Consider the following 16,610-nt stretch of genomic DNA (forward strand, 5'->3'; position numbering starts at 1 on the left):
CGTGCCGCTTACGCGGCACGAACGGGCCCCGGCTGCAGGGAGGTCAGCCCGCGGCAGCCGGGGCCCTCTTCCCTCGTTAGTGATCAAGGAGTACCTGTGAGTTTGCCGCGTTTCGGCGAGCGGACCTTAACCCTCATGACCGCGAATCTGGAGCACGACGGCGGTCCGGACGAGAACGGTGCCCCTCCGGCGAGGTGGATCGAGGCCCACGAAGCGGTCTTCGCGCCGTTCAAGCCCGACGTGCTGTTCCGGCAGGAGGCGACCTACAGCCACTTCCACGGCCGGCGCCGACTGCACACCGCAGAGCGCATGCTCGGGATGCGGGGCTTCCTCAGCGCACCGAGGGCCAGCCGGAACGCCACGGCGCTGTTCATCCGCCCGGACGTGCTCGACGTCCTGGAGCACCACGAGCACCGGGATCCGTGGCGGGCACCGCCGACGAACATCGTCACCCAACTCCAGGGCGCGGAAAATCCGATCACGCTGATGTCCTGGCACTGCGGCTTCCCGACCCCGAGCGGCCGGGTCCGGGAAGCCGAGGAGATCCTCGCCGTGGCGGACAAGACCAAGAAGGGCTGGGGCTTCGTCGGAGCGGGAGACTGCAACGAGTACCCGATCCCCATCGGCGAGTCCGTCCCGCCGATCGACTGGACCAGCCCCGACATCACCGACCGTGTCCACATGATGCACCGCACCACCGAGGGTCCCGATGGGTCCCGGGTGAGCTGCACCTCGGTGGACAAGCTCCTCCTCGGCGCGGGGCTCCACGACCCGGCCCGGTACGCCGCCCACCACCTCGACCAGCCGCGCGCGCTCGACGCGACGGCCGGGCACGCCCCGTCAGCGAAGGGACAGGGCGGGCCCCGGCGGATCGACCGGCTCTACCTTGATCCCTGGCTGGTGCGGGCGGTCCTGGAAGTGTTCACCGTGGACATGTCCGGGGTCAGCGACCACCATGCCGTCGTCGCGGTCCTCTCTTACAGCAAGGCGGTGGAAGCACTCGCCCGGTCCTTCGAACCGCTCGCCCCGGTGGAGCTGGCTCCGGCGGGGGGTGCCCGGTGAAGCTCGCGCTGTCCAGCGAGGGCACAGTCCTGCGGCCCGCAGACGACGCCCGGTGGACCGGGAACGTGCTGATGGTCCCCTCGGCCGGCGCCCAGATGGCGGGCACCTACCTGCGGGCCCAACGCCGTCGGCGCGGCCTGCTCCTGCGGGACGTGGCCCGCCTTCTGGGATGGACGACTGCGGCGACGGCCCGGCTGGAGGCCGGCCAGACCGTTGCCTCGGCCGATACTCTCCAGCGGCTGCTGACCGCGTACGGGGTCCCGGGCACCGACGAGGCCGTACGAGCGCTGTGGGGCCTGGCCCACGTCGGCGGGGACTATGCGGCCGATGTCGCGCCCGGTTGGTTCGAGCGGGTGGCCGCGTGCGAGTTCGAGGCGGACCGGATCACCGCCTTCTCCGCCTGGAACATCCCCCACCTGGTGCAGACCGAGGGGTACGCGACGCACTGGTGGACGAGCACTCCTGTCGGGCACGTACCGCCACCGGACACCATCGCCGCCCGCGCCGTGCCCGCCGACCACGACAAGGAGGTGCTCCTTCTGCTGGAAGAGCCCGTCCTGTTGCGGAGGTCCGACCCCGCGGTGATGACGGAGCAACTCGACCACCTGCTCCACCTGGCGGAGAACACCCGCACCAGTGTGCGGATCGTTCCGCTCCACGCCGGGGTCGTCCCGCCTCACGGCACCCTCACCGTGCTGGAGCTGCCGAACCGGCGCTGTCTGCACGTCGAGGAGGCCACCGCGACGATCTACTCCACCGGCCGTCCGGCCGCCCGGCTCCAGTACGTCATCGACTCCGCGCTCGCTGCGGCCCTCCCCAGGGACACCAGCCTTGACCTGATCCGCCGGACCCGGGCGGCTTGCGCGAGGGAGGCGAACCAGTGACCGCGAGTACCGTGCCAGGTCGGGCTGCGCTCTGGCCGCACCAGCAGGACGCCGTGGCCGCCATCACCCGCGCGCTCCGGATGGAGGAGCGCGTCACCGCGGTGATGGCGTGCGGTACGGGCAAGACGAGGGTCGGTGCCGCCGTCGCGCTGGAGACGGTGCCGGACGGCGGGATCGTGCTGATCGCCGCGCCACTGCTCGAACTGCTCACCCAGACCGTCCGGGAATGGCGCCAGGTTCTTGGCGACCAGGGACTCGGCAAGGTGATCGCGGTGTGTTCGGACACGGCGGTCGCCCGCTGTTACCAGGGTGACCTGGATGCCCAGCGGGCCATCGTGACGGCCGACGGCAACCACCTCGCCCGCCTCGTTCACGACGCCGGTGGCCGGGTGACGATCGTGTGCACCTATCAGAGCCTGGCCGTGATCACGGCGGCGCAGGACGCCGGGATGCCGTCGATCGGCCTGCTCATCGCGGACGAGGCCCACCGCACCGCCGGCGCGGCCGACAAGATGTGGGCGGCCGTCCACGACGGTGGACGGATCGCCGCCCGCCGCCGGCTGAACCTCACCGCGACGCCGAGGATCGAGACCTCCGACACCGACCTCATCAGCATGGACGACGAGAAGGTCTTCGGCCCGACGGTCTTCCGGCTCCCGTTCGGCGAGGCGATCAGGAAGGGTCTGCTCGCCGACTACCAGGCCGTCGTGCCCGTCATCACCGACGACCAGGTCCGCAAGATCACCCTCGCGGCCCAGCAGCATCCGGACTTCTACCATCTGGGCGCCTCCGCGCTCGCCCCTCAGATGCTTGCCACCCAGGTCGCCCTGCTGCGGGCCGCCAGGGAACACGGCCTGCGCAGGATGATCACCTTCCACAACCGGGTGAGCGCGGCCCGCTGGTTCGCCACCACCCTCCCGCAGACCGCCGGGCTCCTCCCTCCCGAAGTCCGGCCGGCCACCGTGTGGGCGGACTACGTCCACGGTGGCCAGCCACTCGACCAGCGCCGCCGGGTGCTGGACCGACTCCGCGGTACGGACGGCTCCTTCGGCGCCGTCGCCAACAGCAGGGTCCTCGGCGAAGGCGTGGACGCCCCAGCTGCGGACGGTATCGCCTTCATCGACCCCCGCAACTCGCCCATCGACACCGTCCAGGCGGTGGGCAGGGCCCTCCGCCTCGGCGGACACGCGGGCGGGCAGAAGACCGCGTCCATCTTCGTCCCCGTCCACCTCAGCCCCGGACAGGACCCCGAGGCCGCGCTCAACACCTCCGCGTTCGGGCCGCTGTGGCAGATTATCCGGGCGCTGGCCGCCCACGACGACGGCTTCGCCGCCAGGCTGAACATGTACGGCCCCGGCTCCGGCGGCGAGCCCGGCGGAGGGTACGAACTGCCCGACTGGATCCGCCTGACCGGCGTCCCGCTGACCGACCGGTTCACCAAGGCCATCACCGTCCGCGCCCTGGGCATCACCGATCCCTGGGAGGAGTTCATCCGGGCCTGCACCGCCTTCCGCGAGCAGCACGGGCACCTGGTCATCCGCTACAACCACGTCACCGACGACGGATACCTCCTCGGGATCCGTGCCGACCGGATCCGCCGGAGCCGCGCCATCGGCGAGCTGAAGCAAGAACGGCAGGACCAGCTCGCCGCGCTCGGCATGGTGTGGAACCTGCGCGACCACGACCAGGCCGTCTTCTTCGAGGGCCTGCACCACTACAAGAAGGTGCACGGCGACCTCGACGTGCCCATCGACTACAAGACCCCCGACGCAGCGCCCGGACCCCGGAACCTGGGGTGGTACGTCCAGCGCTACCGCCAGGGCGAGGGCATTTGCGGCAGCCCCGAAACGGTGGCCTACCTCAACAGCATCGGCTTCATCTGGGACGCCATCAAGTACCGCTACCAGAAGAACGTCCAGCTCGTCCGGGACTTCCGGAACCGTCACGGCCACGCCAACATCCCCCAGAGCTACATCGCCCCCGGCGGGGAGAAACTGGGCAACTGGGCCAGCAACCGGAGAGTCGAGGCCCGCAAGGGCACGCTCACGCCCGACCGCGTCCGGGAACTCCTCGACCTCGGCGTACCCCTCCCCGGCCGCTCCCCGGAGTACGGCCTGTGAACGCGACCTCCACCCGCGCCCGCGCAGTCACCTGGAACGTCTTCTGCGGCGGCCTCGCCCCGGACGGCTCGGAGAAGCGCCTCGCCCGGCAGACCGAGATCCTTGCCCGTCTCCGTCCGGACATCCTCGTCCTCCAGGAGTGCACCAGCTGGGACGAACAAGATCAGCGTCGGCTGCTCGACCTCGCGAGCGCCCTCGGCATGGTCCCGGTCGCCATGGAACGGTCGAACGTCGGCGACGGCCGCAACTTCACCGCCCTCCTCTACCGGCCCGACACCTTCCACCTGGTCGGACGCCGCCGCCTCGGCGACCAGGTCTTCCACCACACCCTCATCCGCGCCCGGCTCCGCCCCGTCGGCGCCGACGACGACACCAGCGACCTCTTCGTCTTCGCCACCCACCTCGCCCACACCGACGGAGACACCCGCCTGCGCGAAGCCCGCTGGCTCACCGACTACGGCGACGACTTCCCCGGCACCCCCAGCCGGGCCCTCCTCCTCGGCGACCTCAACTGCTCCGGCACCTTCGACCTCGACCCTGGCGACTGGGCCCGGATACCCCGCAACCTCCACGCCCGCTATCGGCTCGTCCACGAGAACGGCTCGTTCGGCGGCATGGACCGCCGTGCCATCCAGATCCTCCAGAACGCCGGATGGACCGACCCCCAGACCACCACCAAAGAACCCCGGGACGCCACCGTCGGCTACTGGTGGGAGAACGAACAGGTCCCGCTCCGCCTCGACCACATCCTCGTCCGCGGACTCACCCCCAACTCGTACCGCACGCACGACACACCGGAAGCACGCTCGGTATCGGACCATCTCCCCGTCGTGCTCGACTTCGAGGTGAGCACATGACAAAGCCAGCGCCCGGCGACGAGGCGATGCCCACGGTCGCGGCTGGCGTGATCCTCCGGGACGGATGCCTGCTCCTCGTCAGACGGCGGGTGCCTGAAGGCGCACTCATCTGGCAGTTCCCGGCAGGGAAGGTCGAGCGGGGCGAGTCGCCCAAGGACGCCGTCGTACGGGAGGTGAAGGAGGAGACCGGTCTCGTCGTCGCCGGCACAGAACGGTTGCGAGAACGAATCCACCCGGAAACCGGCGTCCACATCGTCTACTTCGCCTGTTCCATCTTGTCCGGCACCGCCCACCGTGCCGCGCCGGACGAGGTCGCGGACATCACCTGGGTGCCGCTCCGCGACGTTCTCCACTACATCCCCGGTGGGCTCTACCTGCCTGTTCAGCGGTACCTCGACACCACCGCCACCCGGCCCGCACCGGGAGGTTACGGAGGAAGGGTTGACCGTGCTGTTTGAGCCGAATTCCACCCGCTGTCCCGCTCTGCCGCAAAGGGGGCGGCGACCTGGCTAGCGTCGCAGAGGGCCAGACCAGGCCCGCACCCCTGGACGATCCGCTACTACCCAAGGAGTCACGCATGACCGCGAACGACACCGAGAAGCCTGTGGCCGAAGACCAGCAGATCGTCGGCGCTGTCGATGAAGCCGACCCGTTCGGTCTCGACATCAGCTTCATCGAGGGCACACCCGCGACCGAGACCGTCCTGACGTGCACCACGGGCGACACCTGCGGCTCGTCCTGCCCGAGTGCCTGCGTCACCTCGTAGCCAAACCGGCTCAACAGCGGGGGCCGGACGGAGCGGTCCGTCCGGCCCCCGCCCCACCCAGAACGGAGTGTGGTGATGACGCGCGTACGACTCAACCGGTACCAGGACGCCGGGGGAGCCATGCTGCGGGCAGCGGTGAACCTCACCGAGCCGGAGACGCCGCCGTGGCCGGGACCGACGGCACCCCTTGAGTACTGGCGTTCATGGCTCGCCGCCGTGTGGGCCGATGACACCTTCCGGCTGGCGGTGTCGAGCGCCAGCCCCGGCCTCGCCCGCCGGACGGAGTCCATCCTCGCGGGCCGGAATCCGAAGGCGCGGCGAGTGCGGAGGGCAGCTCTGGCACTGGCCCGGTACGCGATCCGCTACGCACACCGCCCCACCCCGTACGGCCTGTTCGCCGGCGTCGCGCTGATCGGGTTCGGCGATACGGCTGAGGTACGCATCGGCGACCAGCACCAGGCGGCTGACCGGCCGGACCCGGCCGTGCTCGACACGGCGATCAGTGGCTGGGAGGCGGACGGCGAGCGGATGGCCGACATCGAGGTGTGCGTCAACACTCTCGCCCAGCGGCGTGGTGGACGGGTCTTCGTACCGTCCGAGGGGGCCTCCGAGTTCTCCCTCGCTCTGACCCCTGCCCTGGTCCTCGTCCTCGACGCGGCGCGCGCCCCGATCCGGAGCGCGGCCCTGGCGGACAAGCTCTCGGCCGAATTCCCGGATACGTCCGAACGTGACCGGACCAAGCTGATCGGGGAACTCCTCCGGGTACGGCTTTTACGGTCGGCGCTGCGTGCGCCCGCGACGGTAACGGACCCCTCCGACGTCCTGCCGCCCGCCCTGCGGGAGCGGGCCTGTGGCACCTCGGCGGCTCCGGATCTGCGGCTGGACGCTGCGGTGAGGCTGCCCCACTCGGTGTTGACGGAGGCGGAGACCGCTGCGACCGTTCTGGCGCGTCTCGCCACGCATCCGAACGGCATCTCTGTTTGGCACCGCTGGACCGAGCGGTTCATCGAGCGTTATGGCGAAGCCGCCGAGGTACCGGTGGAGCTGGCGACGAACCCCGAGGAGGGGTTGGGCTTCCCCGACGGATTCGGCAGCGTCTCCGAGCCACCCCGTCCCATGACCCTCCGCGACCGGCTGCTGCTGGGGCTGGCCGGCACAGCGGCAGTCGAGGGCACCCGTTCGGTCGCCCTGTCCGGTGCGATGATCGAGGAACTGGAAGCCGCTGCGGGCATTCCTGCCATCACCGCGCCCCACCTCGAACTCGGTGCTGCTCTCCAAGCCCGCTCGGAACAGGCTCTGACGCGCGGGGACTTCCGCCTTCGGGTGTCCACGGTCTCCCGCTCGGCTGGTTCGATGACGGGCCGGTTCTGGCACCTGTTTCCGGAGACAGGCGCGACGTACGCCAAGCTGCCCACGGTCGAACCCGGTGCGGAGTTGGTTCAGCTCTCCTTCCACGCCGGTCGAGTGTCGGCCGACCTGCTCACCCGCGCCCCTCGCGTGCTGCCCAGAATGATCAGCGTCGGCGAGTTCCGACACCCCGGCGACGGCGTACTGTTCCCGGCTGACCTCATGGTCGGCGTGCGGAACGGCCGCCTCTACCTGGCGGAGACGGCCACCGGCCGACACCTGGAGACCCTCGCACCGACCGCCCTGAATTTCCTGTGGAACAACTACACCCCGCCCCTGGCCCGATTCCTCGCCGAGATCAGCCGGGCCGGAGCCCCGCAGGTCACCTGGTTCGACTGGGGCGCGGCCTGGACTCTGCCCTTCACTCCGGCCCTCACGCACCGCCGGTCGATCCTGGTGGCCGCACGGTGGAAGGCGCGCGCCCGCGACCTCCCCGGCCGAACCACGACGACGGCTGAGTGGGCGGAGCGACTCCGTGCCTGGATGGTTCGGTTCCGGGTGCCGGACCGTGTGCTGCTGGCCGAGGACGACCAGCACCTTCAGCTCGACCTGCGCCGGCCCATGGATCTGGACCTGCTCCGCGCCCATTTGGACGCTAGCCCGATCGGCGTCGCGTCCCTGCACGAGGCCCCGCCGCCCGACGCGGACGGCTGGATCGGCGGCCGGGCCCATAATCTCGTCATCCCCCTCAAGGTCCGCTCATGACGGCCACTCCGGTCCCACCTGGGACTCAGGACCTCTCCGAGGGCGCCCTTGGGGTGGCGCTGCTGCACATCGAGCGCGGCGACCTGCCCGCCGCTCGGCGTGAACTCGCACGGGCGATCGAGGGTGGTGTGAGCGCCGGGGGCAACGCGTCGCTGTTCCACGGCGCCCCGGCGCTGGAGTTCGTTCTCGGCCGCGCCGGTCGCGCGGGCGGCGATGTCCGCGACGCCGTCGATCGGGTGGTGGACGCCCGGCTCGCCGCCGCCCGCCGGCGGCGGGAATCCGGCGCGCTGCCCCACCTCGCGGAGTTCGACCTCATTCGCGGCCTGGTCGGACTGGGCGCGTTGCTGCTGGTCAGGGACTCGGTGTCCGCCCGGCTCAAGGACGTGCTGATCTATCTCGTCTCCTTGTCCCGACCCGCCCACATCGGTGGTCGGGAACTGCCAGGATGGTGGTCCGCAGAGGGACCTGACGGCAAGGAGATGAGCGGCGGACACGGCAACAACGGCGTCGCGCACGGCATCGCCGGGCCCTTGGCCGTGCTCTCTCTCGCCCACCGGGCCGATGCCCATGTGCCGGGCCAGCTCGACGCCATCAAGGTCTTCGCCGACTGGCTCGACGCGTACGGCGGTAGCTACTGGACCACCCGCGCCCAGATGGACGCGGACGAGCCGCCCGCGCCGGAGCCAGCTCGCCCGTCCTGGTGCTACGGACTGCCCGGGCTCGCCCGCGCCCAGCAGCTCGCCGCCCTCGCCCTGGGCGACCCGGTCCGGCGGCAGGCGGCGGAGGACACCGTCGTGCGCACGCTGAGCAGCCCGGTGCACCTGGCCCGGATCATCGACGCCACGCTGTGCCACGGCTGGGCCGGCCTGGTGACCCTCGTCCGAGCGGTCGCCGCCGACAGCCCTGCCCCGGGCCGCTTCACGCCGCTGATCACCGACCTCAACATGCGGCTGGCCGGTGATCTGCACAGGCTCACCAAACCGGGGTTCATGGAGGGCCGAACCGGCGCACAACTCGCCCTGGATGGCACGGACTCCACCGGCTGGACCGGCGCCCTGCTGATCACATGACCCGTACGGCCTACCAACAAGGAACCCCTCATGGGCCTCAACGACGAGAACCTCCCGATCATCCGCGAAACAGACTGGTGGCACGCCACCGTGGCATTACCCGGCGGCGCGGTGAGCCCCGAAGCCGCCCGAGCCCTGTCGATCGCGTTATCCGGCGGGCGCTTCCACTTCCTCCGCAAGGACGGCGGGCTGCGGTTGCGCACCGAGCACCCGGCGGCCGAACTGCTGGACCGACTCGTCGCCGACCAGGTTGTCAGCGGCTGGGTGCCCGGGGTCTACGAGCCGGAGACCGAAGCCTTCGGCGGGCCCGAGGCCATGGATGTCGCGCACGACGTGTTCTGTGCCGACAGCCGGGCCGCCCTGGCGGAGACCGGGGAGCCCGGCGGACGAGAGCGCAGTGTGCTGCTGTTGGCCACCATGATCCGCTCGGCCGGTCTTGACCCCTTCGAAGCCGGAGACGTCTGGGCCAGACTCGCCGCCCTCCGCCCGCCCGTCACCTCGCCCACCGGCCCGGCACTCGATATGGCGGTCAAGGCCATGCGGCGCCTCTTGAACGCCGACGCCGCCCGGCGCCCGAACCCCGAACCGGACTGGGCCAGCCGCGTCGAAGCCTTCGCCGACGGCGGCCTCCGTCTGCGCCGCCTCGCCGCCGACGGCCACCTGATACGCGGGCTGCGCGCCGTCCTCGCTCATCACGCGATCTTCGCGTTCAACCGTGCCGGAGTGCCTGCCGCCGAACAGGCAGCCACCGCGTGGCTGGGCCGCCACGTCGCCTTCTCCGAAGGAGAGACACCCGACGTGTCCGCCCACCGAGCCCCGCACCCCGGACCTACCCTCGCTCGAATGGAGACCACCGTGACACTCGATTCCTCTTCCGCCGCCCCCCGCGAGGCTCTCGCGGACCGCCTCGTCGCCAGCGGTCACTTGCACACCCCCGCCGTCATCGATGCCTTCCGCACCACCGACCGACACGAGTTCCTCCCCGGCGTCGACCTGGAGTCGGCGTACAAGGAGGACGCGGTCCCGATCAAGCACGACGAGGACGGAGAGATGATCTCCTGCATCTCGGCGCCCTCGATCGTCGCCACCCAGCTCGAACAGCTCGGCGCACAGCCCGGCCACACGGTCCTGGAGGCCGGGGCCGCCACCGGGTACAACGCCGGTCTGCTGGGCAAGCTCGTCGCCCCGGGCGGACACGTGTGGACCGTGGACGTGGACCCGGACCTGGTCGAGGGCGCGCAGAAGAACCTGGCCCAGGTGGGGGCCGACAACGTGACCGCCGTGCTGGGTGACGGCGCCGCCGGTCTTCCCGAGCACGCCCCCTTCGATCGAATCCAGTTCACCGTGGGCGCGGGCGACGTCCCGGTGAAGCTCCTCGATCAGCTCGCCCCCGGCGGCCGGCTGGTCCTGCCGATGCGCATCCGAGGCAGCATCTCCCGCAGCTTCGCCTTCGAGCGCGACGGCGACACCTGGAAGACCGTCTCCTGCGAGATGGCGACCTTCATCCCGCTGCGCAAGGGCGTCTGCGACGACATCTACACCCGCGTACGCATGCAAGGGGAGGGCACCGTCCATCTGGAGACCTTCAGCGAGCAGGAGGTGGACCGCGACGCGATCCGCACCGTGCTCGACCAGAAGCAGTCCAAGGTCTACACCGGGGTGAAGCTCCGCCAGGGCGACCCCTTCGAGTGGATGTACCTCTACCTCGCCTTCGTGCTGCCCAACGGCCTCTCCCGACTGCCCGGCCAGCGCCCCGGCTTCACCCCGCACTTCGCCTGGGGCTCCATGGCCGCCCTCGACGGCGACTCCCTCGCCTACCTGACCATCCGCGAAGGCGAGGACGAGAAGGGCCGGTTCTGGGAGATCGGCGTCATCGGCCACGGCTCCCACGCCGCCGAACTCGCCGACCACCTCGCGGGCGAGATCCGCAACTGGGACGAGGGCTGGGGCAACACCGCCCCCGAGCCCACCTTCCGCATGGCCGTCGGCGATGCCCGCAGTCAGCTCACGGCCGCCGACACGCGCTTCGTCATCGACAAGACCTTCAGCCGTCTCGTCGTCGACTGGCCCCGCAAGGGCTGACCCAGTGATTCCCGCGATAGCCGGCCGCATCCCCCTGGTCCGCCGCCTCAAGGCGCCGGCGCTCCCGCTGGAAGAGCGCATCGCCCACCTCACCGGGCTGACCGTCGCGCCCGCCGGCGCGGGCCACCACGACCTGGTGGCCCGCGCCAGCGGGGTCCTCAACTACGCCGCGCTCATCGCCTCCGACGTCGGGATGCCCGACCTCGCCGCCGAACTGTGCTGGCGGCAGCACCGGACCTTTGCCAAGGCCGGCAACCTGACGGGTGGCATCGCCGTGATGTCGCTGATGCCCCTCGTCAACATCTCCCGTCTCCTGACCCGCGAAGGGGACGGCGAAGCCGCCTACCACGTCCTCACTTGCCTCTACCGCGCTGCCCAGAAGCGCGGAACAACCGAGATCCACGGCCACACGGTCGATCTCTCGGCGCTCATCAGCACCGACGCCGACCACCGCAAGGTGTGTGAAGAGCTGTGGACGACCGTACTGATCGACGGTGCCCGCGCTCTCGCGCGGATCGGCCGCTGGACCGAAGCCGCCGACGCCATGAACGCGTACCGCGGCGTTGGCAAGCGCCTCCTCGACGGACGCCAGATCACGATCATGGCGCTCATGGAACGCGGCCTCGATCAACACGCCCTCGACATGATCGACGCGACCGCGCCCACCGAGCCGTGGGAGACCACCGTTGCCGCACTCCTGCGCGCACACTGCCTCTCGGCCTCCTCGCAGCCCGTCCCGGACCTGGACCGTCTACTCCGCGAAACGGCGGCACTGCTCGCCGTCCCTGATCCCTCGTACGCCGTGTTCCAGACCCGGGCCGGGCTGACCGCGCTCGACCTGCCCCACGACGGGACGGACGAGCACGTCAGCCTGGTGACTGAAGCCCTCGCCATCACGGCCGCCCTCGACGCGTACGCCGCCCGCGAGACCCTGCACCACCCAGCGGCCCGCCGACGCCTGACCGAAGCACAACAGCAGCGGCTCGGCGCGGTCATCACCGAAGCGGGACTCGCGGGCGGGGCCCTGTCCACCCATCACCTGCACGCCGTAAACGAGGCTGTGGAGATGGCCGAAACGGCGCTCGCGAGGCTCCTCTAAGCTCCGCGCGACGTCATCCCGTAGGGCACACGGCCAGGGCAGAACGTCCGCCGACACTCAACACGGTCCCACGGCGCCGTGCCAGCCGATTACACCAGCGGCACCAGTGTTCTCCAGGACCGAGCCAGCTCGTCTTGGACCTCGGCCAGTGCCTCCGCGCGGATCCGTGCTTCTCGGAGTCGGGTCTCGCAAGCACGAGACGCTTCGAGAGGGTCACTGGGGAGAGCGGCCCTCAGGAGGAGCTTGTACTCGGCCAGCGTGTCCCCGGCCGGAGCCTCGGCGGGAAGCTCGTCCAGGAGATCGGCGACGGAGGTCTCGGAGAGGTCCCACTCCCCGTCCGCGTGGCGGGTCGAGCGGATCACGCCTCCGGCGTCCGGGTCCAGGACGAGGTGGCAGCCGTCCCCGCCGAGCAGGGCGCCGAGCCGGGGCAGGGGGACGGCGTGAGGGCCGGCCAGCTCGACGGCCTCGGCCGGGGTGGCGGTGAGGCGGGGGCTCGCGGTGCGCTCGGTGGCGAAGGGCAGGCCGGGCCAGGGCATGGAGGGGCGTTCGGGGGTGCGGTCGGTCGGCTGCCCGGTCGCCGTGGTGGTCGGGGTGGCGTCCTCGTCGGTTCCGGCCCAGGTGATGATCACGGTGCGGGCGCCGGGCAGGGAGGCCGGGAAGAGGACATGGCTGATGACCTCGATGGGCTGGTGGCCCATGGAGGGCAGGACCATCTTGAACAGGTGGCCGTCGCGGGACTCGGAGACGGCGGCGATGTCGGTGTCCCAGAACCGGCCGCATATCGGGTCGGCCTTGACGTCGGTGATCAGCTTCGACAGCTCGGCGTCGTGCGGGTACTGGGCGCTGGCGAAGCGCAGCAGTTTGACGTACTCGGTGGCGTGGTGCTGCCAGTCGACGTACTGGAAGCGGGCCTCGTCGCTCAGCATGGCCCAGCGGATCAGGTTCGCACCGGGCCTGGTCACCCAGGGCCACAGGGCGGCCATGGCGGCGTTGTAGCCGATGATGTTCCACACCCGGTCGGTCAGGTATGCCGGGTTGGGGAGCTGCTGGTCGAGCATCATCTGGAGGTCGCGCCGTACGGTCTCGTCGCCGAACGAGTCCGGGATGGTGGTGAGGGCACCGTCCATGAGCGCCAGCACGAGGGCCTGGTGCTCGTCCCGGCCCAGCAGCAGGGTCTTCGCCAGCGCGTCCAGGACCGTCTTGTCGATTTTGGGCCGGGCGCCGTTCTCCAGGTTCTGGTACCAGCCCCGGCTCCGCCCGATGGCCGTGGCGACATCCACCTGTGGCAGAGGCCCGCCCAGCCCGAGCTTCTCCCCGGCGACGGCCCGCCAGGCACGCAGCAGACCGGGGTGCCCGAGGAGCTGTCCGGGGGACAGCGGCTCGGAGCCGGTGTCCGTGCGGGGCGCGAAGGCGCCGTCGACCATGGGGTTCCTCCAGGGGGTGTGGGGGCATTTCCGGTGCCCGGGGATGTCCGGGCGCACGAAAAAGGGCGGGAGCACTTGTGGTGCCCCCGCCCTACGTGTCAGTAACCAGAGTAAAGGATGCGCAAAGCGATCATGAATTGATCACCCCGGGGATTGACTGACGCCCCCACTTCCTGCTTTGTTCGACATTGAACCACTACTCCCGGTGGCCGGGTGGCGATCTTGTTGATTGCGGGTCGTACCGGACACTCGTATGACTTATTCGAGGGCGTGCCCAGATTTTTGGCACGCCCATTTTTCTGTGCACACCCACCCGGCGGCGGCTCCGCCGAATTGCTCGACCCTGAAGTGCCTCGGAACGCTACGCGGGTAAACCTGCCAACGGGCAAGGGAATTGATGTTACCGGCGGGTTCCGGAATGACTCTTATAACTTGCAGGCACGGGTGATTCCGCCGGTTTCATAGGGCGTTGACGGGAGGATGGCGCCCGGTTTAAAACCAAAGGGCCCGGTGATCGGCGGGGCAGTCAGCGGACCGGGAGGGTGAAGTAAATGAGGCGTGGCGTCGTTCCCTGGGCGCGACCGCCGGCCCCCTGTCCGGACGTTCCGGTGCTGGCCACAGCCCGGCCCGCCGCCTGCCCGCGTACCGGGCCGCCGCTGGAACCCTTCCGCTGACACCCCACCGCAGGGGGGAATCCGGACCGGTCCCGTACATTGCGGCGAACGAGGCTTCCCGGAAGGCGTGGGCAGCCTGAGCGGATGACCTGTTTGGTCGCATCCTCCAGACGTAGATGTCGTGTTGGCGTCGATGTCCCCCAACCCCCTGAGTGCGCTGGAGTGTTGGACGGTGTGTGCATATGTTGTTGGTCCCGGCGACGACGGCCGGGGAACAAGCGAGAAGAAGGGGGGATGAGGTGAACGACCCACCGCCACAAGCCGGGGAAACGGAAACGGCGCCCGGGAGTTAGCCGCTCCCGAGCGCCGCACCGACACCCCGAAGGGTGCACATAACCGAAGCGGGTCGGCCGACCTTTTCGACGAGAAAGGCCGCCCCGCTCCACCTACAAGTAGGGAATTCTTGCATGTCCGCGCACCAGAACGGAAGGGCCACCGCCCCGGCCCCCGACCGGGGCCTCCGGCTCGCCCGCGCCATCGCCGCGATGATCCCCGGAGCCACTACCGCCCGCGTCTCCCAGTGCGACCCCGCCCAGAAGTGGCCCAGCCCCCACCTGCGCGCCTACGACGCCCACGGCCGCCTCCTCGCGGTCACCCGGGCGAAGGGGCTGACCGCCGCCCGCTGGATCATCCGCGCCCACCCCGCCGTCGACTGGGCCGAGGCCCACGACCTCGACCTCACCACCGGCACCCTCCGGCCCGCCGCGAAGGCATACGCCGCCACGGGCGGGGGCCGCTGACGATGCCGCGCATACGCACCATCAAGCCCGAGGCGTTCCGCTCCGAGTCCCTCGCCGCGGTCTCCCTCTCCGCCGAACGGACCTTCCTCGGCCTTCTGACCGAGGCCGACGACCACGGGCGCTTCCGCGACCAGCCCGCCGTCCTCGCGGGAGCCCTCTGGTCCTACCGCCCCGGCCACGGCCCCCTCGGGGTCGAGGACGACCTCACCCAGCTCGCCGCCCACAACCTCGTCTGCCGCTACACGGTCCACGAGGACGGCGAGAACCGCCGGTACGCGCACATCGTGACCTGGCGCAAGCATCAGCGGATCAACCGGCCCTCCGGGGTCCGGACCCCGCCCTGCCCCCACCACGAAGCCTCCGCCGTACCGGCCGCGACCACGGTCGTGCCGGAGCCGGCCGTGAGGGCTCACGGAGCCCTCACGGAGGATGCGGTGAGGACTCACGGAGGGCTCACTGAGGGCTCAGTGAGCCCTCACGGAGTCCTCAAGCAATCCGCCGCACATGGCAAAACCGCAGGTCAAGCGGCACTCAGTGAGCCCTCACTGAGCACTCATGGAGGACTCAGTGAGCCCTCAGTGAGGGCTCATGGTCCGGATCTAGGACCTAGGAACAGGGATCTAGGAACTACTGTGTGGGGCGCAAGCGCCCCCGCACCCCAGGCTCCCCCGGCGAAGCAGCTCATCAACGAGTACGCCGGCGCCTGCACCCACACACCGCCGAGCAAGGTGCTCGACCACCTCGGGCGGGAGACCGCCAAGCTGCTGGCCGAGGGCATCGACCCCGACCACGTCCGCGCCGGGCTCGCCCGCCACCGGGTCAAAGCCCTGCACCCGAGCACCCTGCCGAGTCTGGTCCACGAGGCCATGAATGCCGGGGGCGGCTTGGACCGGCCGGGCTTCCCGGCTACCGTGCCCGCACGCCGGGCCTGGGCGAACCCCGCCGACCCTGCCGCCGCCTACGCCGAGGAGCTGTGATGCGCCACCACCAGGCTCAGCCCCAGCCCGTCGGGGGCCTCGCCCGCCGCCTCGCCCACATCCTCACCACCCGGGGCATCGACCCCACCGCCCCGCACCCGGCCGAGGCGGAGCCGGTTCCGGCCCTGCTTGCCGCCGAGTCCCGTATCCCCGCCCGCTACCGGGGTGCCACGGCGGACCACCCGGCGGTCGCCGCCTGGGTGCGCGAGATCGCCGCCGCCGGACGCCCGGGGCCGGGCGGTGCGCCGGGGATCGCGCAGGGCCGGTCGCTCCTAATCGCCGGAACCACCGGCACGGGCAAGACCCATCAGGCGTACGGTGCCGTCCGCAGCCTCATCTCCGCCGGGGTCCGGCTGCGATGGAAGGCGGTCACCGCCGCCGACCTCTACGCCGACCTCCGCCCCCGCCCCGGGCACGACGGTGAGCGTGAACTCGCCGATCTGGCCCGCTGCCCGCTGCTGATCATCGATGACCTCGGGGCGGCAAAGCACTCCGAGTGGACCGAGGAGGTCACGATGCGGCTGATGAACCGCCGCTATAACGAGATGCTCCCGACCCTGGTCACCACCAACCTCGGCATGGGCGACCTTCGCGCCCACATCGGCGACCGCGTCGCCTCCCGCCTCGCGGAGATGGCCGACAAGGTCATCCTCGATGGCCCCGACCGCAGACGCATCCACATCGCCGGGCGACGCCACCCCGTCGCCGCCTGATCCTGCCGACCCCACCGGACCCTGCCGACC

14 protein-coding genes are annotated in these 16,610 nt (G+C 70.6%); 13 read left to right on the forward strand and 1 reads right to left on the reverse strand.

All coding sequences use genetic code 11. The features are described 5' to 3' along the window. Nucleotides 1–135: 135 nt before the first annotated feature. From ABT354_RS16850 to ABT354_RS16895, 10 genes are all read left to right on the forward strand, one after another. Entirely contained in the window at nt 136–1,062 is a 927-nt protein-coding gene (locus ABT354_RS16850) for an endonuclease/exonuclease/phosphatase family protein (RefSeq protein ID WP_351494283.1), read from the forward strand. Further along, nucleotides 1,059–1,946, forward strand: a complete 888-nt coding sequence (locus ABT354_RS16855; protein WP_351494285.1) for a Scr1 family TA system antitoxin-like transcriptional regulator — start codon at nt 1,059–1,061, stop codon at nt 1,944–1,946. Before ABT354_RS16850 ends, ABT354_RS16855 begins: the two co-directional genes overlap by 4 nt. After that, on the forward strand, nt 1,943–4,066 hold the full coding sequence (locus ABT354_RS16860) for a DEAD/DEAH box helicase (protein WP_351494287.1): 2,124 nt from the start codon (nt 1,943–1,945) through the stop codon (nt 4,064–4,066). The genes ABT354_RS16855 and ABT354_RS16860 overlap by 4 nt, the downstream gene beginning before the upstream one ends. Further along, on the forward strand, nt 4,063–4,923 hold the full coding sequence (locus ABT354_RS16865) for an endonuclease/exonuclease/phosphatase family protein (protein WP_351494289.1): 861 nt from the start codon (nt 4,063–4,065) through the stop codon (nt 4,921–4,923). The genes ABT354_RS16860 and ABT354_RS16865 overlap by 4 nt, the downstream gene beginning before the upstream one ends. Further along, nucleotides 4,920–5,381, forward strand: a complete 462-nt coding sequence (locus ABT354_RS16870; RefSeq protein WP_351494291.1) for an NUDIX hydrolase — start codon at nt 4,920–4,922, stop codon at nt 5,379–5,381. Before ABT354_RS16865 ends, ABT354_RS16870 begins: the two co-directional genes overlap by 4 nt. Nucleotides 5,382–5,500: 119 nt before the next feature. Further along, the gene (locus ABT354_RS16875) at nt 5,501–5,689 is read left to right on the forward strand and encodes an FxLD family lanthipeptide (RefSeq protein WP_351494293.1); all 189 of its coding nucleotides are present in this window, start codon (nt 5,501–5,503) and stop codon (nt 5,687–5,689) included. A gap of 75 nt (nt 5,690–5,764) precedes the next feature. Continuing rightward, nucleotides 5,765–7,801, forward strand: coding sequence for a lantibiotic dehydratase family protein (locus tag ABT354_RS16880; RefSeq protein ID WP_351494295.1), 2,037 nt, complete (start codon nt 5,765–5,767; stop codon nt 7,799–7,801). Beyond that, a complete protein-coding gene (locus ABT354_RS16885; RefSeq protein WP_351494297.1) occupies nt 7,798–8,871 on the forward strand; it encodes a lanthionine synthetase LanC family protein in 1,074 nt (357 codons plus the stop codon). Before ABT354_RS16880 ends, ABT354_RS16885 begins: the two co-directional genes overlap by 4 nt. Nucleotides 8,872–8,901: 30 nt before the next feature. Next, nucleotides 8,902–10,953: a methyltransferase, FxLD system gene (gene fxlM, locus ABT354_RS16890; RefSeq protein ID WP_351494299.1), complete on the forward strand. Its 2,052-nt coding sequence runs from the start codon at nt 8,902–8,904 to the stop codon at nt 10,951–10,953. 4 nt (nt 10,954–10,957) lie between these two features. Beyond that, on the forward strand, nt 10,958–12,052 hold the full coding sequence (locus ABT354_RS16895; protein WP_351494301.1) for a hypothetical protein: 1,095 nt from the start codon (nt 10,958–10,960) through the stop codon (nt 12,050–12,052). A gap of 89 nt (nt 12,053–12,141) precedes the next feature. Here ABT354_RS16895 and ABT354_RS16900 read toward each other — a convergent pair whose 3' ends face one another. Then, entirely contained in the window at nt 12,142–13,476 is a 1,335-nt protein-coding gene (locus tag ABT354_RS16900) for a helix-turn-helix transcriptional regulator (protein ID WP_351494303.1), read from the reverse strand. 1,081 nt (nt 13,477–14,557) lie between these two features. On the opposite strand from ABT354_RS16900, the gene ABT354_RS16905 reads away from it, so the two are divergent. Genes ABT354_RS16905 through ABT354_RS16915 form a run of 3 tightly spaced genes read left to right on the forward strand, consistent with a single transcriptional unit; the run spans nt 14,558 to nt 16,580 of the window. Next, nucleotides 14,558–14,890, forward strand: coding sequence for a hypothetical protein (locus ABT354_RS16905; protein WP_351494305.1), 333 nt, complete (start codon nt 14,558–14,560; stop codon nt 14,888–14,890). Nucleotides 14,891–14,892: 2 nt separating this feature from the next. Next, nucleotides 14,893–15,867 (forward strand): hypothetical protein, encoded by a 975-nt coding sequence (locus ABT354_RS16910; protein ID WP_351494307.1) that lies wholly within the window; start codon nt 14,893–14,895, stop codon nt 15,865–15,867. Next, nucleotides 15,867–16,580 carry an ATP-binding protein gene (locus ABT354_RS16915; protein WP_351494309.1) on the forward strand — a complete coding sequence of 238 codons (714 nt, stop codon included), beginning with the start codon at nt 15,867–15,869 and terminating at the stop codon, nt 16,578–16,580. Before ABT354_RS16910 ends, ABT354_RS16915 begins: the two co-directional genes overlap by 1 nt. Nucleotides 16,581–16,610 lie beyond the last annotated feature (30 nt).

Source organism: Streptomyces sp. NPDC000594, from assembly GCF_040299965.1.
In the GTDB taxonomy this organism is placed as follows: domain Bacteria; phylum Actinomycetota; class Actinomycetes; order Streptomycetales; family Streptomycetaceae; genus Streptomyces.